This is a genomic window from Butyricicoccus sp. OF27-2pH9A, from assembly GCF_027693185.1.
GTDB classification, from domain to species: Bacteria; Bacillota; Clostridia; order Oscillospirales; family Butyricicoccaceae; genus Agathobaculum; species Agathobaculum butyriciproducens.
On the sequence record NZ_JAQEXK010000012.1, the window covers coordinates 1 to 26,248 of the forward strand.

Annotated in this window: 24 protein-coding genes, 1 pseudogene and 1 riboswitch; of the genes and pseudogenes, 8 read left to right on the forward strand and 17 right to left on the reverse strand. The window is 55.6% G+C overall.

Annotation, left to right across the window (positions count from 1 at the left end):
- Positions 1 to 90 precede the first annotated feature (90 nt).
- Positions 91 to 891: an acryloyl-CoA reductase electron transfer subunit gamma gene (gene acrB / locus PG722_RS09625; RefSeq protein WP_117489123.1), complete on the reverse strand. Its 801-nt coding sequence runs from the start codon at positions 889 to 891 to the stop codon at positions 91 to 93.
- Between the two features lie 21 nt (positions 892 to 912).
- Positions 913 to 2,064 (reverse strand): acyl-CoA dehydrogenase, encoded by a 1,152-nt coding sequence (locus PG722_RS09630; RefSeq protein WP_110435953.1) that lies wholly within the window; start codon positions 2,062 to 2,064, stop codon positions 913 to 915.
- Positions 2,065 to 2,418: 354 nt separating this feature from the next.
- On the opposite strand from PG722_RS09630, the gene asnB reads away from it, so the two are divergent.
- On the forward strand, positions 2,419 to 4,248 hold the full coding sequence (asnB, locus tag PG722_RS09635; RefSeq protein ID WP_270580404.1) for an asparagine synthase (glutamine-hydrolyzing): 1,830 nt from the start codon (positions 2,419 to 2,421) through the stop codon (positions 4,246 to 4,248).
- Between the two features lie 59 nt (positions 4,249 to 4,307).
- Here the strand turns inward: asnB and PG722_RS09640 are convergent, their stop codons facing one another.
- A complete protein-coding gene (locus PG722_RS09640) occupies positions 4,308 to 4,766 on the reverse strand; it encodes a heme-degrading domain-containing protein (protein WP_270580405.1) in 459 nt (152 codons plus the stop codon).
- A gap of 89 nt (positions 4,767 to 4,855) precedes the next feature.
- Between PG722_RS09640 and PG722_RS09645 the strand changes: the two genes are divergently transcribed.
- From PG722_RS09645 to PG722_RS09655, 3 genes are read left to right on the forward strand one after another with little or no spacing between them, the layout of a single operon-like run.
- Positions 4,856 to 5,284 carry a hypothetical protein gene (locus PG722_RS09645; RefSeq protein WP_270580406.1) on the forward strand — a complete coding sequence of 143 codons (429 nt, stop codon included), beginning with the start codon at positions 4,856 to 4,858 and terminating at the stop codon, positions 5,282 to 5,284.
- Between the two features lie 14 nt (positions 5,285 to 5,298).
- The gene (locus tag PG722_RS09650) at positions 5,299 to 6,723 is read left to right on the forward strand and encodes a peptidoglycan-binding protein (protein WP_270580407.1); all 1,425 of its coding nucleotides are present in this window, start codon (positions 5,299 to 5,301) and stop codon (positions 6,721 to 6,723) included.
- Positions 6,724 to 7,293, forward strand: a complete 570-nt coding sequence (locus PG722_RS09655) for a peptidoglycan-binding domain-containing protein (RefSeq protein WP_270580408.1) — start codon at positions 6,724 to 6,726, stop codon at positions 7,291 to 7,293. It begins immediately after the preceding gene.
- A gap of 46 nt (positions 7,294 to 7,339) precedes the next feature.
- Here PG722_RS09655 and PG722_RS09660 read toward each other — a convergent pair whose 3' ends face one another.
- From PG722_RS09660 to PG722_RS09685, 6 genes are all read right to left on the reverse strand, one after another.
- Positions 7,340 to 8,119: an ABC transporter ATP-binding protein gene (locus PG722_RS09660; protein WP_270580409.1), complete on the reverse strand. Its 780-nt coding sequence runs from the start codon at positions 8,117 to 8,119 to the stop codon at positions 7,340 to 7,342.
- 1 nt (position 8,120) lies between these two features.
- Complete coding sequence (locus PG722_RS09665; RefSeq protein ID WP_118481349.1) at positions 8,121 to 9,062, reverse strand: ABC transporter permease; 942 nt, start codon at positions 9,060 to 9,062, stop codon at positions 8,121 to 8,123.
- A gap of 194 nt (positions 9,063 to 9,256) precedes the next feature.
- Positions 9,257 to 10,423, reverse strand: a complete 1,167-nt coding sequence (locus tag PG722_RS09670) for a cation diffusion facilitator family transporter (protein WP_270580410.1) — start codon at positions 10,421 to 10,423, stop codon at positions 9,257 to 9,259.
- The gene (locus PG722_RS09675) at positions 10,420 to 10,704 is read right to left on the reverse strand and encodes a DUF1294 domain-containing protein (RefSeq protein ID WP_116705656.1); all 285 of its coding nucleotides are present in this window, start codon (positions 10,702 to 10,704) and stop codon (positions 10,420 to 10,422) included. Before PG722_RS09675 ends, PG722_RS09670 begins: the two co-directional genes overlap by 4 nt.
- A 445-nt stretch (positions 10,705 to 11,149) precedes the next feature.
- A complete protein-coding gene (locus tag PG722_RS09680; protein ID WP_270580411.1) occupies positions 11,150 to 12,088 on the reverse strand; it encodes a zinc dependent phospholipase C family protein in 939 nt (312 codons plus the stop codon).
- A gap of 211 nt (positions 12,089 to 12,299) precedes the next feature.
- Positions 12,300 to 12,881 carry an ECF transporter S component gene (locus tag PG722_RS09685; protein WP_158574695.1) on the reverse strand — a complete coding sequence of 194 codons (582 nt, stop codon included), beginning with the start codon at positions 12,879 to 12,881 and terminating at the stop codon, positions 12,300 to 12,302.
- A gap of 147 nt (positions 12,882 to 13,028) precedes the next feature.
- On the opposite strand from PG722_RS09685, the gene spoVAC reads away from it, so the two are divergent.
- Positions 13,029 to 13,478, forward strand: a complete 450-nt coding sequence (gene spoVAC, locus PG722_RS09690) for a stage V sporulation protein AC (RefSeq protein ID WP_117489141.1) — start codon at positions 13,029 to 13,031, stop codon at positions 13,476 to 13,478.
- Positions 13,475 to 14,554, forward strand: coding sequence for a hypothetical protein (locus PG722_RS09695; protein WP_270580412.1), 1,080 nt, complete (start codon positions 13,475 to 13,477; stop codon positions 14,552 to 14,554). Before spoVAC ends, PG722_RS09695 begins: the two co-directional genes overlap by 4 nt.
- A gap of 138 nt (positions 14,555 to 14,692) precedes the next feature.
- On the opposite strand, the gene gltA is transcribed toward PG722_RS09695, so the two are convergent.
- From gltA to PG722_RS09735, 8 genes are all read right to left on the reverse strand, one after another.
- Positions 14,693 to 16,087, reverse strand: a complete 1,395-nt coding sequence (gene gltA / locus PG722_RS09700; RefSeq protein ID WP_270580413.1) for an NADPH-dependent glutamate synthase — start codon at positions 16,085 to 16,087, stop codon at positions 14,693 to 14,695.
- A gap of 2 nt (positions 16,088 to 16,089) precedes the next feature.
- Positions 16,090 to 16,941 (reverse strand): sulfide/dihydroorotate dehydrogenase-like FAD/NAD-binding protein, encoded by an 852-nt coding sequence (locus tag PG722_RS09705; protein WP_118286024.1) that lies wholly within the window; start codon positions 16,939 to 16,941, stop codon positions 16,090 to 16,092.
- Positions 16,942 to 17,152: 211 nt separating this feature from the next.
- On the reverse strand, positions 17,153 to 18,148 hold the full coding sequence (locus PG722_RS09710; protein WP_118286023.1) for a sugar ABC transporter substrate-binding protein: 996 nt from the start codon (positions 18,146 to 18,148) through the stop codon (positions 17,153 to 17,155).
- A gap of 127 nt (positions 18,149 to 18,275) precedes the next feature.
- Positions 18,276 to 19,271, reverse strand: a complete 996-nt coding sequence (locus PG722_RS09715) for a Gfo/Idh/MocA family oxidoreductase (protein ID WP_118286022.1) — start codon at positions 19,269 to 19,271, stop codon at positions 18,276 to 18,278.
- Positions 19,272 to 19,315: 44 nt separating this feature from the next.
- Entirely contained in the window at positions 19,316 to 20,323 is a 1,008-nt protein-coding gene (locus PG722_RS09720; RefSeq protein ID WP_118286021.1) for a Gfo/Idh/MocA family oxidoreductase, read from the reverse strand.
- A 15-nt stretch (positions 20,324 to 20,338) separates the two neighbouring features.
- Entirely contained in the window at positions 20,339 to 21,229 is an 891-nt protein-coding gene (gene iolE / locus PG722_RS09725) for a myo-inosose-2 dehydratase (RefSeq protein ID WP_270580414.1), read from the reverse strand.
- A 15-nt stretch (positions 21,230 to 21,244) separates the two neighbouring features.
- On the reverse strand, positions 21,245 to 22,375 hold the full coding sequence (locus PG722_RS09730; RefSeq protein ID WP_270580415.1) for a Gfo/Idh/MocA family protein: 1,131 nt from the start codon (positions 22,373 to 22,375) through the stop codon (positions 21,245 to 21,247).
- A 108-nt stretch (positions 22,376 to 22,483) separates the two neighbouring features.
- Entirely contained in the window at positions 22,484 to 24,079 is a 1,596-nt protein-coding gene (locus PG722_RS09735; protein ID WP_118480699.1) for a solute:sodium symporter family transporter, read from the reverse strand.
- Positions 24,080 to 24,382: 303 nt separating this feature from the next.
- Here PG722_RS09735 and PG722_RS09740 point away from each other — a divergent pair, with 303 nt between their 5' ends.
- Positions 24,383 to 25,222, forward strand: coding sequence for an AraC family transcriptional regulator (locus PG722_RS09740; protein WP_270580416.1), 840 nt, complete (start codon positions 24,383 to 24,385; stop codon positions 25,220 to 25,222).
- Between the two features lie 207 nt (positions 25,223 to 25,429).
- Positions 25,430 to 25,519: riboswitch (cyclic di-GMP riboswitch) on the forward strand.
- A 526-nt stretch (positions 25,520 to 26,045) separates the two neighbouring features.
- Positions 26,046 to 26,228, forward strand: a pseudogene (locus PG722_RS14215) (transposase); the annotation flags it as partial.
- Between the last annotated feature and the right edge of the window lie 20 nt (positions 26,229 to 26,248).

A 26,248-nucleotide genomic window follows, 5' to 3' on the forward strand; every position in this document is an offset into this window, starting at 1 on the left:
CCCTGGCGCTGCTCACAGAATACCCATACGCCGGAGAAATCGGCGAGGTTGGTGTTATTAAAATCAGCCATTGTTCTGTTCTCCTTTCAATCAGATAATATGCTTCTTCAGCAGTTCAGCCGCCAGAGTCTCACAGGTAGCCTTGTCAGCGCCCTCGAGCATCTTGCCCTGACCCTTCTGCGGGGGAGTGAAAGACTTGAAGATATTGGTGGGAGAACCCTTCAGACCAATGGTGGTCGGATCGATCAGCGGATCGTCCTTCAGGGTGTTGTAATCATATACGGAAACCGGAGCGGAGTAGCAGTCCATAATGCCGCTGAGGGACATGTAACGGGGCTCGTTCAGCTCCTTGATGCAGGTCAGCAGGCACGGGGTCTGGGTCTCGATGGTCATGTGGCCGTCCTCGAGCATACGCTTAACAACAACCTTGTCGCCATCCTTCTCGATGCCGGCAACGTAGGAAACCTGCGGGATGTCCAGCTTCTCAGCGATCTGAGAGCCAACCTGAGCGGTATCACCGTCGATAGCCTGACGGCCGCAGAATACGATGTCGTCCTTCTCCAGGCCAACCTTCTTAACAGCAGCAGCCAGGATCTGGGAAGTAGCAAAGGTATCGGAACCGCCGAACTCACGAGCGGAAACCAGAACGCCTTCATCAGCGCCGCGAGCGATCAGCTCACGCAGCATGCCCTCTGCCGGGGGAGGACCCATGGTGATAACAACGACCTTGCAGCCGGTAGCGTCCTTCAGCTTCAGAGCAGCCTCTACAGCGTTCAGGTCGTCCGGGTTGGTGATGGTCTGCATGGATGCACGATTCAGGGTGCCATCGGGATTAACAGCAACCTTGCCGGAGGTATCCGGAACCTGCTTTACACAAACAATTGCCTTCATAGTTCAGTTTTCCTCCTTTTCTTAGCGCAGAACCTGACCAGCGATGACCATTCTCTGAACCTGAGAAGTGCCCTCGTAGATCTCGGTGATCTTAGCGTCACGCATCATGCGCTCCATCGGGTACTCACGGATGTAACCGTAGCCGCCGTAAATCTGTACGCACTTGGTGGTAACGTCCATTGCAACCTCAGAAGCGTACAGCTTAGCCATAGCAGCTTCCTTGGTGAACGGCAGACCAACATCGTGGTTGAATGCAGCACGGCGAACCAGCAGACGAGCAGCGTCGATCTGGGTTGCCATGTCAGCTACCATCCACTGCAGGCCCTGGAACTTGTCCAGAGTCTTGCCGAACTGTACGCGCTCCTTCATGTACTGGATAGCCTTATCCAGAGCGCCCTGTGCGATGCCCAGAGCCTGAGAAGCGATACCGATACGGCCGCCGTCCAGAGTCATCATAGCGATCTTGAAGCCGCCGTTCTCCTTGCCCAGCAGACGGTCTGCCGGCAGATGAACGTCCTCGAAGATCAGCTCTGCGGTCTGAGAACCACGGATGCCCATCTTGTGCTCGATCTTGCCGATGGAGAAGCCCGGGTCGTCCTTGTCAACGATGAACGCAGAAATGCCCTTGTTGCCCTTGGTCTTGTCGGTCATAGCAAATACAACGTAGGTATCTGCACGGCCGCCGCCGGTGATGAACACCTTGGAGCCGTTCATGATGTAGGAGCCGTCCTCCTGCTTAACAGCCATGGTCTGCTGTGCAGCGGAGTCGGTACCTGCGTTCGGCTCGGTCAGGCCGAATGCACCGATCTTGGCGCCTTCCTTCGGCTCGATCAGCGGACGCAGCCACTTCTCCTTCTGCTCAGGAGTACCGAAAGCGTAAATCGGCCAAGCACCCAGGGTGCCGTGAGCGGACATGATGCCGCCGGTGGTACCGCATACGCGGCTCATCTCTTCGATAGCGATAGAATAGCAAATATAGTTACCGCCGGAACCGCCGACTTCCTTCGGGAACTGAATGCCCATCAGTCCGTACTTCATCAGCTTCTGAACGGTTTCCTCCGGATAGCGCTCTTCCGCGTCGATCTCAGCTGCGATCGGCTCTACTTCGTTCAGAGCGAACTCGCGGCACATCTTCTGGAACAGTGCTTCTTCTTTTGTAAGCCTAAAATCCATGCCATAAACCTCCCAAATAAATAAGTAATGCGGATACGCACAAAAACACAGCGCACACGGTCAGTGGCCGCAGCGCCGCGTCCAGCGATACCCTTGTTTGGAGCATGTCTATCTCTATTATATCGTCCGAAAACCATTTGTCAAGGATTTAACATTCTTTTTACTGATAAAATCCTGCCGCCAAATTTTGTGCGTTTCTTCCAATACTCGGCATAAATGAACGCAGATCGCACGCAAACCGCGCATTTTTCCGCCAACGCTTTCCTTTTTAAGAAAATTTCGGATTCCACCTCATATTTCCCGTTTCGAGTGCATATAAAAGAAAGAAATCACTATTTTCAGGAGGAACTGCCTATGTGTGGTATCGGCGGTTTTGTGGATTTTGAACGGGATGCACGCCGCGGCGGACCCATCCTGCACGGCATGAAGCGCACGCTCACGCCGCGCGGCCCGGATGCCGAAGGCACCTATTTTGACGAGGACGCAGCGCTTATCCATCGGCGGCTGATCGTCATTGATCCGGAGGGCGGCAAGCAGCCGATGCACTCTCCCGACAGGAATACTATTATTATATATAACGGAGAGTTATATAACACACCGGAATTGCGTACAGAACTTATGTCGCGCGGGCACGAGTTTGTCGGACATTCGGACACCGAAGTGCTGCTGCACGCCTATCTTGAGTGGAAAACTGACGCATTTTCGCGGCTGAACGGCATTTTCGCCTTTGCTATCTGGGAGAAACGCGAACGCCGACTGACGCTCTGCCGCGACCGGCTGGGCGTGAAACCGCTGTTTTTCGCTCCCATTCGCAACGGTCTGACCTTCGGTTCGACCATTGACACCGTACTCTGCCATCCGGAGATCGAGCCTGCGCTCGACGAGGATGGTCTGCGCACGCTGCTGCTGCTCGGTCCGGCTCGCCCGCCGGAATCCGGTGTTTTTCGGCAGATAAAGTCGCTGCTCTCCGGACATTTTGCCGTTTTGACTCCGGAAAACTTCACCGATCACGTTTACTGGCAGCTCGAGGCGCACGAGCATGAGGACGACCTGCCGACTACCGTCGAGCGCACGCACACGCTCATCTGCGATGCCGCCCGCCGTCAGCTGGTCAGCGATGTGCCGCTGGCGTGTTTCCTGTCCGGCGGACTGGATTCGTCCATCCTGTCCATGCTGGCGGCGAAAGATTACGCGGCCCGCGGCGAAACGCTGCATACCTGGTCGGTGGATTATCGGGACAACGATAAATATTTTACAAAGAGTATATTTCAACCTAATAGTGACGATTCGTATATTGATCAAATGGTGGATTTTCTCGGTACGCACCATCATCGCGTTGTGCTCGAACCGGAGGCACTGTGCGCGGCCCTGCTCCCCGCGACGGATGCGCGTGCGCTGCCCGGCATGGCCGATGTGGACTCCTCCCTGCTGCTGTTCTGTGCGGCCGTCAAGCGCGGCGGAACCACCGTTTGCCTGTCCGGCGAGTGCGCCGACGAGTTATTTGGCGGCTATCCGTGGTACCACCGTGAGGAAATTCTGTTTGAAGATACGTTTCCGTGGTCACGGTCGGTCGGTCTGCGGCTGGGTCTGCTCACACCGGATGCCGTTAGAAACGGCGAGGAGTTTGTGCACCAGCACTACCGCGACACCTGCGCCCGCGCACCCAGACTGCCGTCCGATGACAAAAAAGCAGCCCGGATGCGTGAAATGTTCGTGCTCAATCTTGACTGGTTCATGGCGACCCTGCTCGACCGCAAGGACCGCATGAGCATGTACTCCGGTCTTGAGGTTCGCGTGCCCTTCTGCGACCACCGCATTGTCGAATATGCCTATAATATGCCGTGGGACTTCAAATCGCTCGAGGGACGTGAGAAGGGCATCGTGCGCCGCGCGTTCGCCAATGAACTGCCCAAAGAGATCGTTTACCGCAAGAAAAGTCCGTATCCGAAAACCTTTCATCCGGTTTATACCCGCTTGTGCGCGGACTATGTCCGCCGTATTTTCGAGGATAACACCTCGGTCGCCGCTTCCCTGTTCGACCGGAATGCCGTACAAAAACTCATGCAGCGACCGGAAAGCCTTGCCGAACCGTGGTTCGGACAGCTGATGCGCACCCCGCAGATTTTCGCGTATATCATCCAGCTTGACCGATGGTTCCGGCATTATCATGTCAAAATAGTATAAAAATAATGGAGAATGAAAAATGATACGTTCATCTTCCATTCTCCATTTAAAATGCTCAATTATGCGAAATACTCCGCCAGTGTGTTAATGATAAGCTGATGATCATCCACATGATCCGGATAACCGGAAACGCAGATGGAACCGATCACGCCGGTACCGCGCAGCCGGATCGGGAAACCGCCGCCTGCGGCGTACTCGTTCGGGTCGAGCTTGCGGTCCGCGAAGGTCTCACCTGCGTCCTCCAGCTCTGCGAAAAACCGCAGCGAGGACGTTTCCATCAGGTCAACCGCGTTGCGCTTGCGCGCGAGCCACAGTTCGCTGTCCGGCTTTGCGCCCTCACCGAAGCAGCGGAACACGACCAGACCGTTCACCGTAATCTCAACCGCAACCGGCTGCTCCTTTGCGTTTTCATGCAGCTTGAGGCCGATTTTCAGCGCATCCTTGCGCGAAAAATGCTCAAACTGAAACTTCTCCTCCTGCTCTGCACACATGGAGATCATCGTTTTGTAATCCTGCATACTGTCCCCGCCTTTCGAGATTTTGCCGCCTTTGCGGCTGTTACCTTTAGTATATCTGTTTTTCCACCTGCTGACAAGGAGGTTTTTTCATGGCTGAACTGACCGACGGCACCGCCGAGCTGCGTGTACTCGTCACGACCGCGTTAGGCGCGCTGCCGCTTGAAAACGCCATCGTTTCCGTCTCCACCGCGCCGGATGAGACCGGCATGCGCACGCTGCTTTACTCGGTCACGACCGACTCCGGCGGCATGACGCCGTCCATGGTGCTGACAACGCCGCCGCGCAGCAACTCGCTGAGCCCGGGCAGCGGTCCGCCGTTTGCGGTCTACACGGTCGAAATCTCCGCCGAGGGCTACACGCCGCTGACCGCGCTGCACATCGCCATGTTCTCCGGCGTGCCGACCATGCTGCCCGTGGCGCTTACACCGCTCGCGGAAAACCAGAGCTTTGCGCAGACCGACCTGACCGCCACCGGTGCGCCGCAAGCACTCGATCCCGAGTTGCCGGAGAATCCGTAAAAGGAGGGATTGCTTTGCCCGAACCCTATGTTTCCATACCGGAAACCATCACGGTGCACCTCGGTGCGCCGTCCTCGAATGCGCAGAATATCACCGTACCGTTTGCCGATTACATCAAAAATGTTGCCTCGTCCGAGATTTATCCGACCTGGCCCGAGCAGGCCATCCGCGCCAACGTGTATGCACAAATGTCCTATGTGCTCAACCGTGTATTCACCGAATGGTACCGCGCGCAAGGCTACGATTTTGATATCACCAATTCCACGCGGTATGACCAGTCCTTTGTGCCCGGACGGGATATTTTCGAGAATATTTCCACCATTGTAGATGATATGATCGGCACTTACCTCACCCGCGGCGATGCGGTCGAGCCGCTGTTCGCGCAGTACTGTAACGGCACGACCGTCACCTGTCCGGGCGGCCTGAGCCAGTGGGGAACCGTGCCGCTGGCCGAGCAGGGACTTTCCGCCGAGCAGATCTTGCAGTCGTTTTACGGCAGCGACATCAATTTCGTCACCGGTGCACCGCTCTCGCCCAACCTCGGCGGGTCGTTCCCCGGCGTGACACTGCGGCTGGGCGACTTTTCCGAGGATGTCCGCACTGTCCAGACCCGCCTCAACCGCATTTCGACCAATTTCCCGAACATTCCAAAAATCTATCCCACGGACGGCGTGTTCAGCGCGGACACCGAACGCGCCGTGCGGGCGTTCCAGCGGCAGTTCAACCTCACCGAGGACGGCCTTGTCGGCCCGGCAACATGGTACCGCATCGCGTTCATTTATAATAATGTCAAGCGCCTGAGCGAGCTGAACAGCGAGGGACTGACACTCAGTGAGATCTCCCGCCAGTACCCCGAGCGGCTGACCGAGGGCATGAGCGGCCCGGGCGTACAGCTTTTGCAGTATTTTCTTGCCATTGTCGGCGAATTTTACGATGCGCTGCCGCGCTGGCAGGCGGGACAGATCGACGGTATTTTCGGTCCGCAGACCCGCGAAGCCGTGGCTGCGTATCAGCGGCTTGTCGGCCTGCCCATCACCGGTGTGGTGGATCGAGAGACGTGGTATGCCCTGCTTTCCACCTACCAGTCCGTACTGCTCGCCCAGCCTGAGCAGGAGTGGCTCGAGGAATTTATCGGCCTGCCGGAGACCTTTCTTGTCAAGGGGATGCGCGGCGAAGCCGTGCGGCAGGCGCAGCAGCTCATCAACATCATCGCCCGCGGCTACGCCGAAGTGCCCGCTGTCACGGTAGACGGCATTTTCGGAGACGCGACCGAGTCCTCGGTGTCAGTCATCCAGTCGCTGCTCGGTCTGCCCACCACGGGCGCTATCGGTCCGCTGACCTGGGAAGGCATGGCCGATCTCGCCGAAACCGTGCTGGTCGGCAGCCAGAGTGCCAGAGGACAGTATCCCGGCTATCCCGTCGGAGAGGAGGCAACGTGATTGTACACCGATGCACAAAAATGCAGCCATATTTTCGATTTGCAGACCTTTCTGCGGCGTATTCAGCAGGCTGAGGGCAGCGCTGCACCGCTCGTGCCGGACGGCATCTGGGATGCAAAGACTGCCGCTGCCGTGCGCGAATACCAGCAGCAGAACTGCCTTCCGGTGACGGGCATCGCCGACCAGCGCACATGGAACGCCATCTATGCTACATATGCCGCGCTTATCGCCGCCGATGCACTTCCCATGCAGACGGCATTCTTCCCGCCGGAGAGCGATGCCGTGCTGAAGCCGGGCGCGAAAAGTCCCACGGTGTATGTGCTCCAGCTCATGCTGGGCGAAACTGCGCCGCATTATAACCGGATTGCCGCCGTGCCGCTCACCGGCGAGTACGATACGGATACACAGTCCGCTGTCAGACATGCACAGAAAATTTTTCAGCTGCCCGAGACCGGCATTACCGATCGAGCCACATGGCAGGCGCTGACAGGGCTGCACAATGCTTTGTTCCGGCGAACGCCGCTCGGTTGGCAAATCAATGGAGAATTGCGATTGGAAAATGAAAAATGAACATAAAAAGACCCCGAAACCAGGTTCCGGGGTCTTTCTATTCGCCTTATTCGCTGAGCAGCATACGGTCGCTCTCGATATTGAACTTCTCGAGCAGGTCGCGGACGGTGAGGTTCTTCTTCTCCTCACCGCGGATATCAACGACAACTCGACCGGCATCCATCATAATCAGACGGTTGCCGTACTGGATGGCGTTCTTCATGTTATGCGTTACCATCAATGTGGTGAGGTTGTCGCGTGCGACGATCTCCTCGGTGATCTGCAGCACCTTATCTGCGGTTTTCGGATCGAGCGCTGCGGTATGCTCGTCAAGCAGCAGCAGATCCGGCTTGCGCAGGGTGGCCATCAGCAGGGTCAGTGCCTGACGCTGACCGCCGGACAGCAGACCGACCTTACTGGTCATGCGGTTCTCCAGTCCCAGACCGAGCGTTGCCAGCTTTTCACGATACAGCTCGCGTTCCTCGTTCGTGATACCGGAGCCGAGGCCGCGCTTCTGACCGCGGCGGTATGCCAGCGCCAGATTCTCCTCGATACCCATGGTAGCGGCAGTACCCATCATCGGGTCCTGAAATACTCTGCCGAGGAAGCGCGCACGCTTGTGCTCGGGCAGACCGGTCAGGTCGTAGCCGTTCAGATGAATCATGCCCGCATCCACCGGATACACGCCTGCGATCAGGTTCAGCGTGGTGGACTTGCCGGCGCCGTTGCCGCCGATGATGGTGACAAAATCACCGTCCTCAAGGGTCAGGTTCAGGTTGTCAATGGCACGCTTTTCGTTTACCGTGCCCGCGTTGAAGGTCTTGTAAATCCCTTTGAGCTGCAGCATGTTACTTGGCCTCCTTCGCATCAGTCTTTGCGGCGCTCTTGGCTGCACCGCGGAAATACTTGCCCTTCCAGTACGGAACAGCAAGGAAGATTGCAACGACGAAAGCCGAGATCAACTTCAGGTCGTTGGTATTCAGGCCGAGGTTGAGGACCACCTGAATAACCAGATAGTACACAACCGCACCGAGCGATACGCCGAGCAGACGCAGCGCAAAGTTGCGGAAAATACGGCTGAACAGCACCTCACCGATGATGACAGCGGCAAGGCCGATAACGATAGCGCCACGACCCGCGTTGACATCCGCGAAGCCCTGATACTGGCAGTACAGCGCACTTGCCAGCGCAACCAGACCGTTGGACAGCATCAGGCCGAGCACCTTGACAAAATCAACATTGATGCCCTGTGCACGGCTCATGTTCGGGTTTGCGCCGGTCGCACGGATGGAGCAGCCGAGTGCAGTACCAAAGAACCAGTACAGCAGTGCGATAACCACAATCGTAAAGACAGCCGCAACGAAAATCGGATTTTCGATAGTCAGCTTCTTGACGTTGCGCAGCGATACAAGCAGCTTGTAGTTGTCCGGATTGATCGCTACATTTGCTTTTTTGTCCATAATGCGCAGGTTAATGGAGAACAGCGCCAGCTGTGTCAAAATACCGGCCAGAATCGCCGGAATACCCATACAGGTATGCAGAATACCGGTAATAAGTCCGGCCAGCATGCCAGCAAGGAAAGCGCACAGCATTGCCACCCATACATTCGCGCCGTGCGTCATCATAACGATGCACACCGCACCGCCGGTCGCCATCGTACCATCGACGGTCAGGTCGGCCAGATCGAGCACCTTAAAGGTGATGAATACGCCGATCGCCATCAGTCCCCAGATCAAACCCTGCGCCACTGCACCGGGAAGTGCGGAAAGCAGGCCCGAGAAAAAGCTCACTTAAATTCCCCCAAACAATAATGTTATCTGATAAAGCGTAAAAACGCTATCTTCATTATAGCAAATTTTCGGGTTATTGCAATGATAACTTGCCGTTTTCGCGGATTATTTTGTTCCCTACCGTTTTGCTATGCTATTTTTAGCAGAAAAAGGAGATGCGAAAGCACCTCCTTTTTCTGCCTATTATTTTCTTATCACATCTGATGATCGAGCGTTACAACCGGATTATAGCGCGAGTCAATCGCTTTCAGGCTGTCATAGATCTTCATCAGCAGGTCGCGTTTGGCATCCTCATCATAGGAAAACGGCACAACAACGTCGAAAATCAGGTTGATCTGGCGTTTGCCGTCCACTACGCGGAAGTCGTGCATGGTAAGCTGTCCGTCGATCTCACGGAGCACGCCGTCGGTCTGCTCACGCAGCGCGTTGACATACGCATTATTGATATCGATCGGATCCATGTGGATGACCAGATACACACCGGTCTGCTGCCAGACACGCTTTTCGGCCTCGTCGATTTCCTCGTGCACAGCCACAAAGTCCGAGTCGCTCGGCACTTCGGCATGCAGCGACGCAATCGAGCGTCCTGCACCGTAGTTGTGGATGATCATATCGTGTACGCCGGCAATATGGTCGGATTCCATTACAATCCGCCGGATATTGCGGGCAACCACCGGATCGGCGGCTTCGCCGAGCAGCGGCGCAACCGTATCCTTCGCAATGCCGATGCCCGACCAGAGGATGAACGCGGCAACGGCAACACCCACATATCCGTCCACCGGCAGCGTAGTAAACCGACTGGCTACCATGCCGAGTACAACAACAGCCGTAGTAACAACATCATTGCGGCTGTCCTGACCGGCCGCCATCAGCACCGGAGAATCGATTCTGCGGCCGATATTGACGTTGAATGCGCCCATCCACAGCTTAACCAGCATGGATACGGCAAGAATTCCCATCAGCACCGCCGAGAACGCTACGGCAGCCGGATGCAGAATGCGGTCGAGCGAGGTTTTAAAGAACTCGAAGCCGACCAGAATGATGATGAACGAGACGATCAGTCCCGCGATGTATTCGGTGCGTCCGTAGCCGAACGGGTGCTTCGCATCCGGCTCCTTGCCGGAAACCTTGAAGCCGACAATGGAAATCAGGCAGGACAGACCGTCCGACAGGTTGTTGAATGCGTCCGCCGCGATGGAAATCGACCCTGTAAGCAGACCAATGATCAGCTTGAGTGCAAACAGGAACAGGTTGCATGCCAGTCCGACCGCGCCGGACAGCACGCCGAATTTTTCACGCACCTGCGAATCGCCGGTGTTTTCCGCATCGCGGATGAAAATATGGATAAGTGCGTTTGTCATAGAAGTCCCTTCATATACAGAATGTTATAAATACCAACAATAATTGCTCCCTGCAGAATCATAATTGCCGGTATGCCGAGCATGAAAATATGGTGCAGCGTCTTGTGACGGATGATGAGCATGGTGGCGTACACGCCCGGCCCGCCGCCGATCAGCGCCCAGAAAAACAGCGTGCGCTCGGGCACACGCCTCCAGCCGCGAGCCGCGGCGAGCTTATCGTAAATACAGACAATCGCGCCGATGACGCTGACTGCAATAAAATAGTACAGCACATACTGCACGGTCGCTGCACCTCCTTTCGGATTTCCTACAATTTTACCACAGGCATTGCCGTATTGCAAAGAAATCAGGTCAAAAATAGCCGCGACTAACAGAAAAGTAGCGGTGTCTAACAGAAAAGGCGCCTTTTTAGGCGTCTTTTGTCAGTCTGTCAAAGAAGTATTATTTTAATTTTTACGCTTCGTGCGGCAGCACGCATAAAATAGAATTTGCGAAGCAAATTCATAAAAAGTCGGGGCGTGGACCTGACTTTTTATACAAGGGAAGAAAAAATGTGCCCGTTAGGGCGCGGTTTTTCTTCAGTATTCGCTCGAAAGCGTGGTTTCGAGCGAGAGGCTGCTCGGAAAACGATAGTTTTTCGACAGCCTCACAAAAGACGCCTTTTCAGGCGTCTTTTGTCTTTTACAGTCTTTTCTGTTGCAATCGCAATGACAAATGAAAATGCACTCACATTTCATTTTCCATTATCAATTTTTTCGGGTTGCCGCTGTCGAACGGCTCATCAAAGTGATAGTGCATCAGCCAGCCTGCGTCAAACTGCGCGGCGTACTGTCCGGCGAGCGAAGCGGCACGAATACGCGCCAGACCGAACAGCTCCGGAACGGAATCCGTGCGGGTTTCGTCCGGTTTCCACAGGTTATGCCACGGCTGATGAGCCAGATTGAGCGCATCCCACGCCGGACGCTCGAGCTTCATGTGACCGGTGAGCAGGGCGCCTCGACCGAGCAGGGCTTCCGCCTTTTTCGCTCCGCGATAGACGGCGCGGCTCTCCGAATAGAGAAAACTCTCCCACGAGGTCATTTCCGCGAACGAACGGCGCAGATCATGCGTGGAAACGTCCGCTCCGTACACGGTTTTGAGCGTTGCGTGCAGCACAACCGACAGCACCGCCTGCTCGACCGGCGAAAGCCGGTAGCGTTCCTCCGGATCGAACTCAGTGATGGGGCGATGGCATGCGCGTTCGTAGATCAGATAGTCAATGTCGCTTTCAATGCGGCTGTGCACCGCCGACGCGGACAGCTTCGGATTTTCGGTGCAGAACTGCACCTGCCGGCAGTAAACATAGGGATGAATCTCACTGTCGAGCGCATAATGGCACACAAAGCCGTAGAAATACGCCGCTGCGATCTCCTGCGCGTCACCGCTCAGGTCGCGCACCGCACGCGAGAGCGCCGCAAACAGCTCGTCCGTTTTCTCCGAGTGCATGCGGTTGCCCAGCTTATGCAGCGGACTGCCGAGCAGGATTTTCCGGTAAAACAGCGGGTCCGGTCCCTGACAGCCCCAGAAAAAGCATGCCGGACGGCACGCCGCTGCCCGCTGCGCCGGTGCGGGAAACACCGTCAGCGCCTGCCTGCCAAATAGATGATGCGATACAAAATCCGCCATACTGTTTTCCTCCTCGCTGTGCTTTTCTTTAGATGACTACAGTATACCACGAAATCCGACTTTCTGCAAAGCATGAGAAACGCGCCCACCGGTAATCAGTGAGCGCGTCCTCAAACGGATTTGCAGGTAATACCACACCATTAGGCAAGAGCGGTTTGCGAGTAAATTTTGCGTACTGACGCGCCGCAGTTCTAATTGTGCGACATTGCCTTTACTTTTCTGCCATATGGTGGCCGAACGAGGTCGAATTCATCGCCTTCTGCAGCGCCGGCAGAAGCGCCATTGCAACAACTACCGCGATAATGATATTCGGAGGCGAGGTCATCAGCTTCGGAATATTGGCCACAAAAGCCGGAACCAGAGCACTGCCGCCGATCATCAGCTCAATAATGCCCTTGAGCATGTACAGCAGCGACGAGAACACCGCACCTGCAAGGCACGCCACGAGGTTGCGCGCAAACTTCTTTGCGGCAGCGGCACCGGCGTAAGCGATCACGCCGCACAGCCATGCCATCAGGAAGAAACGCAGAAAGGTGATCCACGCCTCCGGTGCGTACTCCGGCGTCATCAGATCGAAGATCATCGAGCCGATACCGGCAGCAAGACCGCCGCGAACCGGTCCGAGCAGCAGGCCGCACAGCAGCACGAACGCGTTTGCGAGCTTGATCATAGTAGTGCCTGTCGGCGTCGGAATGCGGATGGACAGGAACATGGTAACAACGAATACCACTGCCGCCATCAGACCGATCATCACGATGTCGTACAGCGAAAACGCTTTCTTCTTGGATTCCATCAAAAATCCCCCTAATCTGATGTGTTTTATTTATCATACCGCGAATATGGTCTGTCGAAAATGGTCAGTTCGTATTTATTTTACAGGGTCAGATGGATAATCCCGGAACGGCTGGGCAAACTACGCGTACAGAAAGGGGAACCTTGCATGAAACTGGATAAACAAACCTATCAACAGCTGCTCGAACGCAAAAGCCCGAATTCGCCGCTGTGGCGCGACTGCCTGCTGGCGTTTCTCATCGGCGGTGCGATCTGCACGGCCGGTGAGGGTGTGCGGCAGCTGTGGCTCTCTCGCGGACTGGATACCGAAGACACAGCCGCCGCAACCGCCATCACGATGGTGTTTCTCGGCGCCCTGCTCACCTGCCTGCATTTGTACGAAAAGCTTGCAAAATATGCGGGAGCAGGCACGATTGTACCGATCACCGGCTTTGCAAACGCCATTGTTTCTCCAGCGATGGAGTTCAAAAGCGAGGGACTGATCCTCGGTCTGGGTGCAAAGCTGTTCGTTATCGCGGGACCGGTGCTGGTGTACGGCATTTCGGCAAGCGTCATCTACGGTCTCATTCTTTTTTTGACAGGAGGCGGTTCGGTATGATAAAGCGCATCGGCAAGCGCACGCTTGCGCTCGAAAACCGGCCGTATCTGCTCGGACACGCGGCGGCAGTCGGCAAAAAAGAGGGCGAAGGTCCGCTTGGTGAACGGTTTGACTATGTGGCGAAGAATGACCGGATGGGACAGCGCTCGTGGGAGCTGGCGGAGAGCGAGCTGCAAAAGACCGCCATCCGGCTTGCGCTGCGCAAAGCCACCCTGCCCGAGCGTTCGCTCGACCTGATCCTTGCAGGCGACCTGCTCAACCAGTGCATCGGCTCGTTTTTAGCGTCCATGCACGCGAATGTGCCCTATCTCGGGCAGTACGGTGCATGCTCGACGATGGCACAGGGTCTTGCGCTCGGCGGCTGTCTGGTCGAGAGCGGCGCGGCAGACCGCCTGCTTGCGGCAGCTTCCTCGCATTTCTGCTCGGCAGAGCGGCAGTACCGTTTTCCGCTGGCCTACGGCGGGCAGCGCACACCAACCGCACAATGGACAACTACTGCGGCAGGCGCGGCTATTCTCGGCAGTGCGCCGGTGCCGAACGGCGCGGAGCCGTGCGATGTGCGCGTGACGCATGTCCTGTTCGGCAAAATGGTCGAAATGGGCGTCAAGGACGCGGCCAACATGGGTGCGGCGATGGCGCCCGAAGATGTGAATTTAGACCCATACATTTTTCGGCGCGCTGAGCGCTGTGTTTTGCATAAAATCTGCTGTTATCAGAACCATTCACTGGTATTTCCGTCCGAACGAACAAAAACAGACAATCCCCCTGATACCGGGCCGGCATCAAGGGGGATTTTATCTGCGCAAACGCTTTGCTTATCCAAACATCGCAGAGGCGAGCGGATAGACCACAACAAGACAGGCCGCAAGAGACAGCACAAGGAACACGAGGTTCGCCTTGAGCACACCGCGGACGTCATATGCCCCGGTCCGAAGATGAGCAGTGCCGGCGCGCACGCGGACGGCGTCAGAGATGCCATAGATGCTGCGACACCGATGACAGCGGCGAATGCTCCAGATGCATGTTGGAACCGGAGAGCAGCACTCTCGTCCGTCCCTATACGGCCTGCTATATGATTTCTGTTCGTCGGTTTTGGAGTTTTCCGTCAGTTGTTGGCTGGTAGCCGGCTTCCTTGTCGCTGCCATATCGAACGCACTGCAAAAACCAGGTTGCGGCTTAATGCACAACCTGGTTTTCCTCATATCAAGCAAAAATTACTTGTTCTTATTCTTAATGTACTCGTCCATTGCAGCGGCAGCGCGCTTGCCTGCGCCCATGGCAAGGATAACGGTAGCCGCACCGGTAACAGCGTCACCGCCGGCGAACACGCCGTCCTTGGAGGTGATGCCGTGCTCGTCATCAGCCACGATGCAGCCCTTGCGGTTGGTTTCCAGACCCGGAGTCGTGTGACGGATCAGCGGGTTCGGGCTGGTGCCGATTGCCGCGATAACGCAGTCCAGATCAAGCACAAACTCGCTGCCTTCGACCGGAATCGGACGGCGGCGGCCGGATGCGTCAGGCTCACCCAGCTCCATCTGCTGGCATTTGAGACCGGTGACGTTGAAGTTCTCGTCAGACAGCACCTCGAGCGGCGCGGTCAGGAACTTGAACACAATGCCCTCTTCCTTCGCGTGGTGAATCTCCTCGAGACGAGCCGGAAGCTCCTTCTCGGAACGGCGGTAAACAATGTAGACCTCTTCCGCGCCCATGCGCTTTGCACAGCGGGCAGCGTCCATTGCTACGTTGCCGCCGCCGACAACAGCGACTTTCTTGGCGTGGTAGATCGGGGTGTCGGAGTTTTCCTTGTACGCCTTCATCAGATTGATGCGGGTCAGGTATTCGTTCGCGGAGTAAACGCCGTTTGCGTTCTCGCCCGGAACGCCGATAAAGGTCGGCAGACCGGCACCGGAGCCTACAAAGATGGCCTCGTAACCGTCACCGAACAGCTCGTCGATGGTCTCAGAACGGCCTACAACGAAGTTCAGAACAAACTCAACACCGAGGTCCTTCAGCGTGTCGATCTCCTTCTGCACGATAGCCTTCGGCAGACGGAACTCCGGAATGCCGTACATGAGTACGCCGCCTGCGGTGTGCAGCGCCTCGAAAACGGTAACCTCGTAACCCATACGAGCCAGATCGCCTGCGCAGGTCAGACCGGCCGGGCCTGCACCAACGATGGCAACCTTGTGACCGTTGGACTCCGGCTTTACTGCCTTCTCGGTGCTGTTTTCGCGCGCGTAGTCGGCAACGAAGCGCTCCAGACGGCCGATGGCTACCGGCTCGCCCTTGATGCCGCGCACGCAGTGGCACTCGCACTGGCTCTCCTGCGGGCAGACACGGCCGCAGACAGCCGGCAGTGCGGAGGTCTCCTTGATCTTGGCAGCGGCCTCGAGGAACTTACCCTCTGCAACCAGAGAGATGAACTCCGGAATCTTGACCTGTACCGGGCAGCCGGTCATGCAGGGCTTGTTCTTGCAGTTCAGGCAGCGCTGTGCTTCCTCGATCGCCATTTCAGCGGTGTAGCCGAGCGTTACCTCTTCAAAGTTCTTATTGCGGACGTCCGGCGCCTGCTCGGGCATCGGACACTTTTTAGGATTCATATTCGGCATGATTACTTGACCTCCTTCTTGAACAGATTGCAATGCTCCTCGCGGCGCTCTACTGCCGCGCGCTCCTGTGCCTTGTACATGGCACCGCGGCGCATTGCACTGTCAAAATCAACGAGGTGACCGTCGAAATCCGGGCCGTCAACGCAGGCGAACTTGGTCTCGCCGCCAACGGTAAGACGGCAGCCGCCGCACATGCCGGTACCGTCAACCATGATGGTGTTCATGGAAACGATGGTCTTAATGCCGTACGGGCGGGTGGTCTCGCAGACAAACTTCATCATGATCATCGGGCCGATGGCAATAACAGCATCGTACTGGTTGCCCGCGTCGATCAGCTCCTTGAGCACCTGTGTAACCAGAGCCTTGCGGCCGTTCGAGCCGTCGTCGGTCACGATGTGCAGGTTGGTGCAAGCGTTCTTCATCTCGTCCTCGAGGATGATGATGTCCTTGCTGCGGAAACCGGCAATCAGGTCAACCTCAGCGCCCATTTCGTGAAGCTTCTTGGCCTGCGGATATGCGATAGCGCAGCCCAGACCGCCGCCGACAACAGCGACCTTCTTGAGACCCTCAAGCTCGCTCGCCTTGCCGAGCGGACCGACAAAATCATGCAGGCAGTCGCCCTCGTTCAGCGCGCCGAGCGCCATCGTCGTTGCGCCGACCTCCTGAAAAATGATGGTGACAGAACCCTTTTCGCGGTCAAAATCTGCGATCGTGAGCGGAATACGCTCGCCCTCTGCGCTGACACGCAGGATGATGAACTGACCCGGCTCTGCCTTGCGGGCAACGTGCGGTGCCTCGATCACCATCAGCTTGGTGTTTGCGTTCAGCGTTTGCTTTTTCAAAATCTGATACATTGGTCAAATATCCTTTCGCCAAACCGAATCGGGGTATAGGAAAAGCCGCATAAGCGGCTTTTCCAGCAATATGAGAAGAAAACTTATGGGTTAGTTAAAAGAGAGAGAATAAAAAATATTAGAGAGTATGTCTTAATGACATGAAGAATGGGAAGAACATTGGAGCGTTTTCCCAAGTGCGAGAGTGAGATGAGGGATCAGAAAATGATGCTTATACCAGGCTCTTCAGCTTGTCCAGATACTCCTGTGCATTGTCCGGAGTAATAACCTTACAGCCGGTGTCGATGAAGTCATCCAGCTTTTCGCCTTCTACAACGTCGAGCAGGCTCTTAACACACTGGTAGCCCATGTTGTACGGGTCCTGTGCAACGGTGCAGGAGATTTCGCCGTCAACAACTGCCTGTACGCCGGAGGAGATGCCGTCGAAGCCGCATACGATGATGCCGTCACCGTCACGGCCTGCCTGCTTGATGGCACGGGATGCGCCGAGCGCAACATCGTCTGCGCAGCATACGATCGCATCGATGTCCGCGAAGGACTGGAGAACGCCATCGGTTACGGTAACAGCCTTGTCGCCTACGCCGTCGGTGTACTGCGTGGAGATAATCTCGCAGCCGCCTTCTTCCAGTGCCTTCTTGTAACCGGCTACACGAGCCTCAGAGGTGGACTCGCCCTGGATATTCGCCAGAATAACAACCTTGCCGCCCTTACCGATCTTCTCGGCTACATACTTACCGCCCTGATATGCAGCGTCCTCGTGCGCCGTGCCGATAAAGGTTTCCGCCTGATCGAAATTGGTGTCGATCGCCAGCACCGGGATCTTGACGCCGGTCAGTGCATTTGCGATCTGGTCTGCCTGCAGCGGTGCAATAGCGATCGCCTCGCACATATCTGCGTTTACAATGGTCTCTACCATGTTCAGCTGGCCGTCGAAGTCGGTATCGCTGTTTGCACCGCGTACGTCAACTTCTACGTTGCCGAGATCCTTTTCCGCCTGCTCAATGCCTGCGATAACGTAGCTCCAGTATTCGGAAGAGGTGGTCTTGAGCACTACGCTCAGCTTATGGGTGTCGCCGCTGCTGCTTGCCTGGGAATCGCCGGAGTCATTGCCGGATGCGCTGCTGCCGCCGCATGCACTCATGGAAACTGCCATCAGTCCTGCCAACAGCATCGCTGCGGAACGCTTAAAAAGGTTGCTTCTCTTCATCTTTCTTTCCTCCTGTTAGACAAGTTGTCTATTGGAATCATATTACCGGGTAATATGACCTTCTTTATATCAACAGGGGCGGTTTCACACCTATTCCCGCCCCTGCTGTATACCATTCGCGGGGGGATTATGCCTCTACCTTTTCCCACTGACCGGTGGTCTGTGCCTTGATCAGTGCGTCGGAGATCTTGCATGCCTCGTAGCCGTCCTCAGCACCCGGGCCCGGAACGTCGGTCTTGCCCTGCAGGTAATCTACCCAGTGCTGCAACTCTTCCTGATAAGCAACTACGAAACGGTTGGTCCAGTCCTCCGGGATTGCCTGACCACACTGCAGGTAAGAACGGACGATCGGCTCTGCCGCTACCGGCAGGCGGATGGTGCCCTTCTCGCAAACCAGCTCGCACAGGATCTCATAGCCGTAGTAGCTGTTGCCGGAAACCTCAACGTCGATCAGTACGCCGGAGTCGGACTGCATAAGTACCAGCTGCGGGTCCTGGCAGGTGCCTTCTGCGAAGCAGGTAGCACGCGGGAAACGAACAGCGACTTCGTTCAGGTTCTCACCCAGCAGCCAGCGGCAGATGTCGATCTCGTGGATGGCAATGTTGGTGATGTGCTGCTCGGTGGTGTGGTTCTTCGGATGGCTGCGGGTACGGCTGATGCAGTGCGCCATCAGCGGAGCACCCAGCTCGCCGGAGTCGAGGATCTTCTTCATCTTGATGTAGTCCGGGTCAAAGCGACGCATGAAGCCGATCTGCAGCAGACGCTTGCCGGAAGCCTTCTCCGCCTCTACAACCTTCTTCGCGTCCTCAAGGGTGGTAGCCAGCGGCTTCTCGCAGAATACCGGCTTGCCGGCCTGGATGCACTTTACCGCCAGATCAGCGTGAGTGCCGTCCCAGGATGCGATAACAACAGCGTCGATTTCGGGAGAAGCGATCAGCTCCTCTGCGCTTGCCATTACCTTTGCGCCGTAGGTCTTAGCGACCTCCTCGGCACGCTCGGTGTTCAGATCGTAAACAGCAGCCAAACGAGCGCCGTCTACATAGGTTGCAATGTTCTGAGAATGGGTGTGGCCAATGTTGCCGCCTGCGCCCAGTACGCCAATAGCGAGTTCCTTCTTGCTCATGATGTGAATCTCCTTTTTTCCTTTATCTAAAAAGCGGTTGTAATTTACTTCTTCTTACCGTCCAGATATGCCTGATGCAGCTGCAGACAGAACTTCAGGCTCATCGTGCCGTCGTGTGCAGTGGTCTCCGGCTTGCGGCCGGTGCGTACACAGTCAACGAAGTCGTCGATCTCCGCCTGGAACGCTTCGCCCCAGCGGGCAAGGAAGCTCTCCTGGCACTCCTCTACGAAGCCGTTCTCGGTGAACTGCGAGAGGTAGTTCTTGCGCGGTACCGAGTTGACACGCAGCGTGCCCTTGGTGCCGACGATTTCGCTCTCAACATGGCTGCAGGTTGCGGTGCGGCCTACCTGAATGTAAGCGGTGGTGTTGTTATCGAACTTGGTCAGCGAGAAACCGTTGTCGTAGTCGTTGTAATCTGCCAGACCGGTGCAGACATAAGCATCGCCGGTTGCAAAGGAATCGACCGGATCACCCTCGAGGAACCAACGTGCAAGGTCGGTGTCGTGGCTGCCCATCTCGATGAACCACGGAACGTAAATGCCCTTCTTAACGCCCTCCAGATGTGCCTCAAGCACGCTGGACGGGTCGAGCGATACGCCTTTGAACAGGATCGGCTTGCCGATCGCGCCGGCGCGGATCTTCTCCTTGGCCTCTGCGTAGGACGGGTCGAAGCGGCGCATAAAGCCAACCGTGAAGCACTTGCTGCCGTTCTCGGCAACTGCCTTCTCGATCTCCTCGCAGTCCTCGATGGTCTTAGCCAGCGGCTTCTCGCAGAAGATATGCTTCTTGGCCTTGCAGGCTGCCAGACACGGTGCCTTGTGGGCATCTGCGCCGGTTGCAACAACGATTGCGTCAACCTCGGGATTGTTTACCAGCTCGTCTACATTGGTGTAGCCGTACGGTACGCCGAATTCCTCCTGAAACGCCTTGACCTTGCTCTCGGTGCGGGCGCAAACCGCTACAACCTCTGCGTGAGGATTACGCTGCAGGCTGGTGGCGTGCATTCTGCCCATCATACCGATGCCAACGATACCGAAACGAATCTTCTCCATTTGTAATCCTCCTTATCAGATACCTGCGGTCTTTTTAATATACTCGCGCGCCATTTTTGCGTATTCGAGCGGATTTGCCTTTGCCGGGTCCTGCTCGGCCTCTACGATGAACCAGCCCTCGTAGTGTGCATCGTGCAGAGCCTTGAATACGCCCGGATAGTCGACGCAGCCGTCACCCGGAATGGTGAAGCAGCCTTCCAGAACCGCCTTGCGGAACTTGAAGCCCTCGGCGTAAGCCTTTTCCATCATGTCCGGACGGATGTCCTTGAGGTGAACGTGGCCGATACGCGGGCCGAACTCCTTAGCAGCCTTGACGGCGTCCTCCTTGGAGAACGTGAAGTGGCCGGTGTCGAAGCAGAGGTAAACATAGCGCGGATCGGTGTTGTCCATCAGGCGCTTGGTTTCCTCGAAGGTCTGTACAACCGTTGCCATATGGTGATGGAAGCACAGCTTGAAGCCGCGGTCGGCAGCGATCTTGCCCAGCTTGTTCAGGCCGTCGGTCAGCTTGTCCCACTCTTCATCGGTGGCGACCGGCTTGTTGTCACCGAACATCGAGCACTCCTCTGCGAACAGGCAGCGGGTCAGCTCGCATACGTTGATGCGGCTTGCGCCGACTGCCTCGAGGAAATCAAGCTGCTGGATAAATGCCTTTTCGTTCTCCTCGTACGGCGTGGAGCACAGGAAACTGGAGAACCACTGGGACGCGATCTTGATGCCGCGCAGGTCGAGTGCCTTGTTGAGCACTGCCGGGTCGGTCGGGAACTTGCCGCCAACCTCGGTGCCCTGAAAGCCTGCCAGAGCCGCTTCGGAAACCATCTGCTCGAAGGTGAGCTCACCGCCGAGCTGCGGCATGTCGTCATTCGTCCAGCCGATCGGCGCAATGCCGAGTTTTACATTATTAAACATAGCCTTGAACCTCCCTCAGCACTTTTCCCAGGTGCCCGACTTAACGGACTTGAGCACTGCGTTGATAATGCCGTCAACCTTGGCGCCCATCTCGAAGTCGCAGATGTACTCACCGCCGTGCATTGCCTGCATGAGTGCGTGAGCCTGCAAGGTCTTCATATCGTCAAATGCGATTGCGATGCCGCCTGCCGGCTGGAAGTACTTGAAGCCCTTGTGCTGCGGGTTGAGCAGTACGGTGCGGAAGCCGCAGTCACGGCCGTTGTCCTTGTCAGCGTCAGCCTTGAAGTAAACCTGAACCTCACACATGCGCTCCAGATCGTATACTACCGAGCCCTCGGTGCCCTGAATCTCGTAATAGAAGTAGTTCTTGCGGCCGGTTGCAACACGGGAGGACGAGAAGTCACCAATTGCACCGTTTTCATACTTAACGAGGAAGGTGATGAGGTCGTCGTTCTCAACCTTGCCCATCTCAGTGCTGCCTGCCTTGACCGGACGCTCCGGAATAACGATGGACTGTACGCCCAGAACCTCGCTCATGTCGCCCATGATCATCTGGGAAACGCTCAGCAGATGGCTGCACAGATCGCCCAGTGCGCCCGAGCCTGCCAGCTTGTTGATGTGACGCCATGCAATCGGAATGGACGGATCGAGCAGCATATCCTGATCGTAAGTAGCGTGTACGCGCATGATCTTGCCCAGCTTGCCGGACTTGACGAGTTCCGCAACATACTGGTTTGCCGGGTTCATGATGTTGGAGAAACCGCAGTAGTTGACTACGCCCTTTTCCTTGGCCAGATCAGCCAGCTCGCGGGACTGCTCAGCAGACAGAGACAGCGGCTTCTCGCAGAAAACATGCTTGCCGTGCTCGAGAGCAGCCTTTGCCATCTCGTAGTGCATGCAGTTCGGGGTTGCAACGTCAACCAGGTCGATTGCCGGATCGGTAACAACGTCCATCCAGTTGGTGGTGTAGCGGTTGTAGCCCATGTTCTTCGCGAACTTTGCTACTGCATCCTCGCTGACGTCGCTTACCAGCTCAAATACCGGCATATCATCGCCGAAGATCATGCGTGCGTTGTGGAATGCGGTGGTGTGGGCCTTGCCCATCCAGCCAGCGCCGATCAGACCGATTTTAATTTCCTTGCTCATAAGTTTTTCCTCCTCAAAAAATCTCAATACTCTTGTTGGATTTTATCGAAAACGCCTTGTGCGTTTCTTACAATGTGAATAGGTGAATGGTTTCCGGAGTCCGGCTCATCATCGAGCCAGACCGATCGGAGAGAACAGCGCGTAGACGCAAAGCATCAGGATGAAGCAGGTCAGCGCTGCGGGTTTTACGTACTTCCACGGGGTCAGGTCAACAGCCTTGGAATCCTCGAGGATAAAGTCGGTAGCACGGGGCTTGAACTTGCCGATGAGCAGCATCAGTGCCAGGTCTACCGGGAACAGTACCGAAAGAACATACAGGTAATGCACATTCAGCGGCAGGAACTTGGAGATCGAGTACAGGATAACGTGTACGACCAGCGTAATTTTCGGTGCGCAGGCCGGAACGCGCTTGGTGTAGAAGCCTACCAGCACGATCGCGAGGATCGGCATGGAGTAGAAGCCGAAGCACTCCTGCAGGAAGTCATACAGACCGGACGGTGCATTGCTGACGAACGGCGCTACGCAGATGGATACGATCGCAAGACCGGTACCAACGCGCTTGCCTACGCTTACCAGATGAGAGTCACTTGCGGTCTGGTTGAACAGCGGACGGTGGAAGTCCAGCGTGTAAAGTGTTACACAGCTGTTCAGTGCCGAGTTAAAGGACGACAGGATCGCACCGAACAGAACCGCTGCGATGATGCCGAGCAGCCAGTTCGGAACAACTGTGGTGATCAGAGACGGATATGCCAGGTCGCTGTTTGCCAGGCCGTCTCCGAAGAAGCGGTAAGCCAGCAGACCGCAGATGGTGATGAAGAACGGATCCAGCAGCTTGAGGAAGGCGGTGAACACTGCGCCGCGCTGTGCCTGCGCCAGATTCTTTGCTGCCAGCGTGCGCTGGATGATGGACTGGTTGGTGCACCAGTAGAACAGGTTGTTGAACAGCATGCCGAGGAACAGGACCGGCCACGGAATCATCGGAGGCAGGGCGTTCGCCGGATTGACCGCGTTGAACTTTTCCGCCGGAACATTGGTGATGAAGTCCTGAATACCGGCAAGGAAGCTGCCGTTGCCGAGGATGCAGATGGACAGGATCGGAATCAGCAGACCGCCGATCAGCAGGCCCACGCCGTTTACGGTATCAGATACCGCAACTGCCTTCAGGCCGCCGAAGATTGCGTAGATGGAACCGATAACGCCGATTGCAACACACAGGATCGCAATACTCTGATAAGTGGTGATGCCGAACAGCTGATCCAGATGGAAAATCTGGTTGAAGGCCAGCGCACCGGAGTACAGTACGGTCGGCAGGTAAGTAAGCATGTAGCCGAGCAGGAACAGGAACGAGATGATCTGCTTGGTGGTGCGGTCAAATCGAACCTCCAGAAATTCCGGAATGGTGGTGATGCCGGCTTTCAGATACTTCGGCAGGAAGATCAGTGCCAGCGCCAGCAGCGCGATACTTGCGTTTACCGACCAGCTCATGGCGCCCATGTTGGTCGAATAGCTTTGTCCGGCCTGTCCGACCAGCTGTTCGGTGGACAGGTTGGTCATTTCCAGTGAACCGGCGATGACCAGACCGGTCAGTCCGCGTCCTGCAAGGAAGTAGCCTTCCTTGGTGGACAGGTTCTCCTCCTTGGTCTTGTACCATGAGATCAAGGCCACCAGACCGGTGAAGGCGATGAATGTTAAAATGATAATCAAATGTTTCAACCCCTCTTCTGAACAAGAAAATCCTATTATATTGTAGAATTTCCTATTCTTGTTTTTTCTTTTCCCTTCGTCTTTTCAACTCAAAAGAAACTATTTTTTGTGTTTTTGTTCGTTTCCCTTTCGTTGTACCTATCATATATCAAATTCTCACATTCATCACTACACAGGATAATAATAAAATATCAAAATTTTATACTTTTTATCAGTATTATTTTTTGATATAATTGTATAAGAAAAGCGAATGACAGCATTTCCATACCATGATATGGTACAAAAAAGGAGTTGACACCAATTATGCTTAACGATATGGGTATTCTGGCAGATTCTGTCCGCTATTACCACGATGCAGATGCCTTCACCGCGACTAACCTGTACCATGTTCCGCACGCAGGCAGCTACCATTGCGACGAAACATACGGTATGCAGCGTAATTATCTGGATATCTGCCAGATGCTTATTGTAGATGAAGGCGAACTGTCGGTCACCTACCGCGGTGAAACACGCACCGCCGGTCCCGGCAGCCTGATCCTGCTTGACTGCAGAGAACCGCACAGCTATCACGCCCTCACACCGATCCGCATGCGCTGGTTCCACTTTGCAGGCAGCGGCAGCACGGCCTATACACATCTTATTCTCAATACGCATGGGTTCATCCTGCCCACCGGAAGCAATGCCGAGATTGAGGAATGTGTCCGCCGCATCATGGTCTCGGTGCACCAGAACCAGCCCAATCCGCATATTATTTCCCTGACAATCAACAAGCTGCTCGTTCTGCTCGTGCTCGTGCTCGGAGAAAAGAAAAAAAGCGATCTCGAGATCGCCATTCAGGACTCAGCCGACTATATGACGTACAATTTTGCGGACAAATCGCTCTCCATCGAACACCTGTCCCAGCGTGCTGCACTCAGCACCTGCTACTATATGCGTAAGTTTAAGGAATACCAGTCGGCAACACCGCATCAGTTTTTGCAGACTGTGCGTCTGAGCGCCGCAAAACAGCAGCTGCTCACCACCTCGCAGAGTATTGAGACCATCGCAGATAACTGCGGATTCTCCAGTGCTTCGCACTTCATTATGGCCTTCCGTAAGAGCACCGGCATTACCCCGCATCAGTACCGTACCCAGTGGAAATAAAAAGCACACTCTCCGTACTGTGTCCACCGGATGAAACGGTCGCGTGTGCAGACAGGCACGCGCAGCACAGCTGTGCTATCCGAACGGTGATATTCATCAGATTGCTGCGCGAAATATCGTTTTTATGACGCGAATTGTATAGCAGACCAATCGCGTACTTATACAAATTATGGTATAACCATCAAAAATCAGGTACATACACGGTGCCTGAGAGATAGGCAAACCCAGCGAAAGATGGGGACGCAAAGCCGGAAGAGTCTAAGGCGGCGAACGCCGCAATGACAGCCGGTTGTAAGCATCAGTGAAGACGCTGTTAACCTCTTCTGCGCTTTATTAGGCAGAAGGAGGTGTACGCCGTGGAAAAGAATCTGGCAAGCCGATTCGCGGTACAATACACTGCTCGCAGAGCAGGTAAAACCCTGCCCTTTTGTGCTGTTCCAAAAAAGATATAAAAACGCTTTCAAGTCATGAGTAGCCATGTCTTGAAAGCGTTTTTTTATTTAAATTTGAAGCCGTTAAGGCAGATAAAACAAGGAGGGAAAGTTATGAAAAAGTGATTGTTATCGGCAATAGTATCATTGTGTTTGTTGCGACAATGGCGCCGACTGTGGCGTTTGCGGCGGTCGCAGAACTCGAACGCGAGTACATCCTCCAGCGCCAGCGCGAGGGTATCGCCATTGCCAAGACAAAGAGCCAGTACACCAGACGCAAGCCGATACCGCTGCCGGACAACTACGAGCGGGTTATTTCCCGATGGCGTGCCGGAGAGATTACCGCAATCGAGGCTATGTGGCAGACTAGACTTAAACCTAACACCGAGTTCATGGAAAACGGTCTGGAGGCCGAGCTGGACGATCAGCTGGGCTACAGCCGGTATGACTACAAGAACAAGGACACGGATAACAGCCGGAACGGGCACAGCAGCAAAACCCTGCGCACCTGTTTTGGCGATGTAGAGGTGTCTGTGCCGCGGGATCGCAAGAGCGAATTTGACCCCAAGGTGCTGAGGAAAAATCAGACCAGCAT

What these genes read in the sequence shown, in the direction of transcription:
- PG722_RS09720 (WP_118286021.1), bottom strand. Translation starts at nt 20,323, where the DNA reads ATGGAGAAGATTCGTTTCGGTATCGTTGGCATCGGTATGATGGGCAGA.
- PG722_RS09740 (WP_270580416.1), top strand. Translation starts at nt 24,383, where the DNA reads ATGCTTAACGATATGGGTATTCTGGCAGATTCTGTCCGCTATTACCAC.
- PG722_RS09660 (WP_270580409.1), bottom strand. Translation starts at nt 8,119, where the DNA reads ATGCTGCAGCTCAAAGGGATTTACAAGACCTTCAACGCGGGCACGGTA.
- PG722_RS09680 (WP_270580411.1), bottom strand. Translation starts at nt 12,088, where the DNA reads ATGGCGGATTTTGTATCGCATCATCTATTTGGCAGGCAGGCGCTGACG.
- acrB (WP_117489123.1), bottom strand. Translation starts at nt 891, where the DNA reads ATGAAGGCAATTGTTTGTGTAAAGCAGGTTCCGGATACCTCCGGCAAG.
- spoVAC (WP_117489141.1), top strand. Translation starts at nt 13,029, where the DNA reads ATGAAACTGGATAAACAAACCTATCAACAGCTGCTCGAACGCAAAAGC.
- PG722_RS09645 (WP_270580406.1), top strand. Translation starts at nt 4,856, where the DNA reads ATGGCTGAACTGACCGACGGCACCGCCGAGCTGCGTGTACTCGTCACG.
- PG722_RS09640 (WP_270580405.1), bottom strand. Translation starts at nt 4,766, where the DNA reads ATGCAGGATTACAAAACGATGATCTCCATGTGTGCAGAGCAGGAGGAG.
- PG722_RS09695 (WP_270580412.1), top strand. Translation starts at nt 13,475, where the DNA reads ATGATAAAGCGCATCGGCAAGCGCACGCTTGCGCTCGAAAACCGGCCG.
- PG722_RS09685 (WP_158574695.1), bottom strand. Translation starts at nt 12,881, where the DNA reads ATGGAATCCAAGAAGAAAGCGTTTTCGCTGTACGACATCGTGATGATC.
- PG722_RS09710 (WP_118286023.1), bottom strand. Translation starts at nt 18,148, where the DNA reads ATGAAGAGAAGCAACCTTTTTAAGCGTTCCGCAGCGATGCTGTTGGCA.
- PG722_RS09705 (WP_118286024.1), bottom strand. Translation starts at nt 16,941, where the DNA reads ATGTATCAGATTTTGAAAAAGCAAACGCTGAACGCAAACACCAAGCTG.
- PG722_RS09715 (WP_118286022.1), bottom strand. Translation starts at nt 19,271, where the DNA reads ATGAGCAAGAAGGAACTCGCTATTGGCGTACTGGGCGCAGGCGGCAAC.
- PG722_RS09630 (WP_110435953.1), bottom strand. Translation starts at nt 2,064, where the DNA reads ATGGATTTTAGGCTTACAAAAGAAGAAGCACTGTTCCAGAAGATGTGC.
- gltA (WP_270580413.1), bottom strand. Translation starts at nt 16,087, where the DNA reads ATGCCGAATATGAATCCTAAAAAGTGTCCGATGCCCGAGCAGGCGCCG.
- PG722_RS09730 (WP_270580415.1), bottom strand. Translation starts at nt 22,375, where the DNA reads ATGAGCAAGGAAATTAAAATCGGTCTGATCGGCGCTGGCTGGATGGGC.
- asnB (WP_270580404.1), top strand. Translation starts at nt 2,419, where the DNA reads ATGTGTGGTATCGGCGGTTTTGTGGATTTTGAACGGGATGCACGCCGC.
- PG722_RS09670 (WP_270580410.1), bottom strand. Translation starts at nt 10,423, where the DNA reads ATGACAAACGCACTTATCCATATTTTCATCCGCGATGCGGAAAACACC.
- iolE (WP_270580414.1), bottom strand. Translation starts at nt 21,229, where the DNA reads ATGTTTAATAATGTAAAACTCGGCATTGCGCCGATCGGCTGGACGAAT.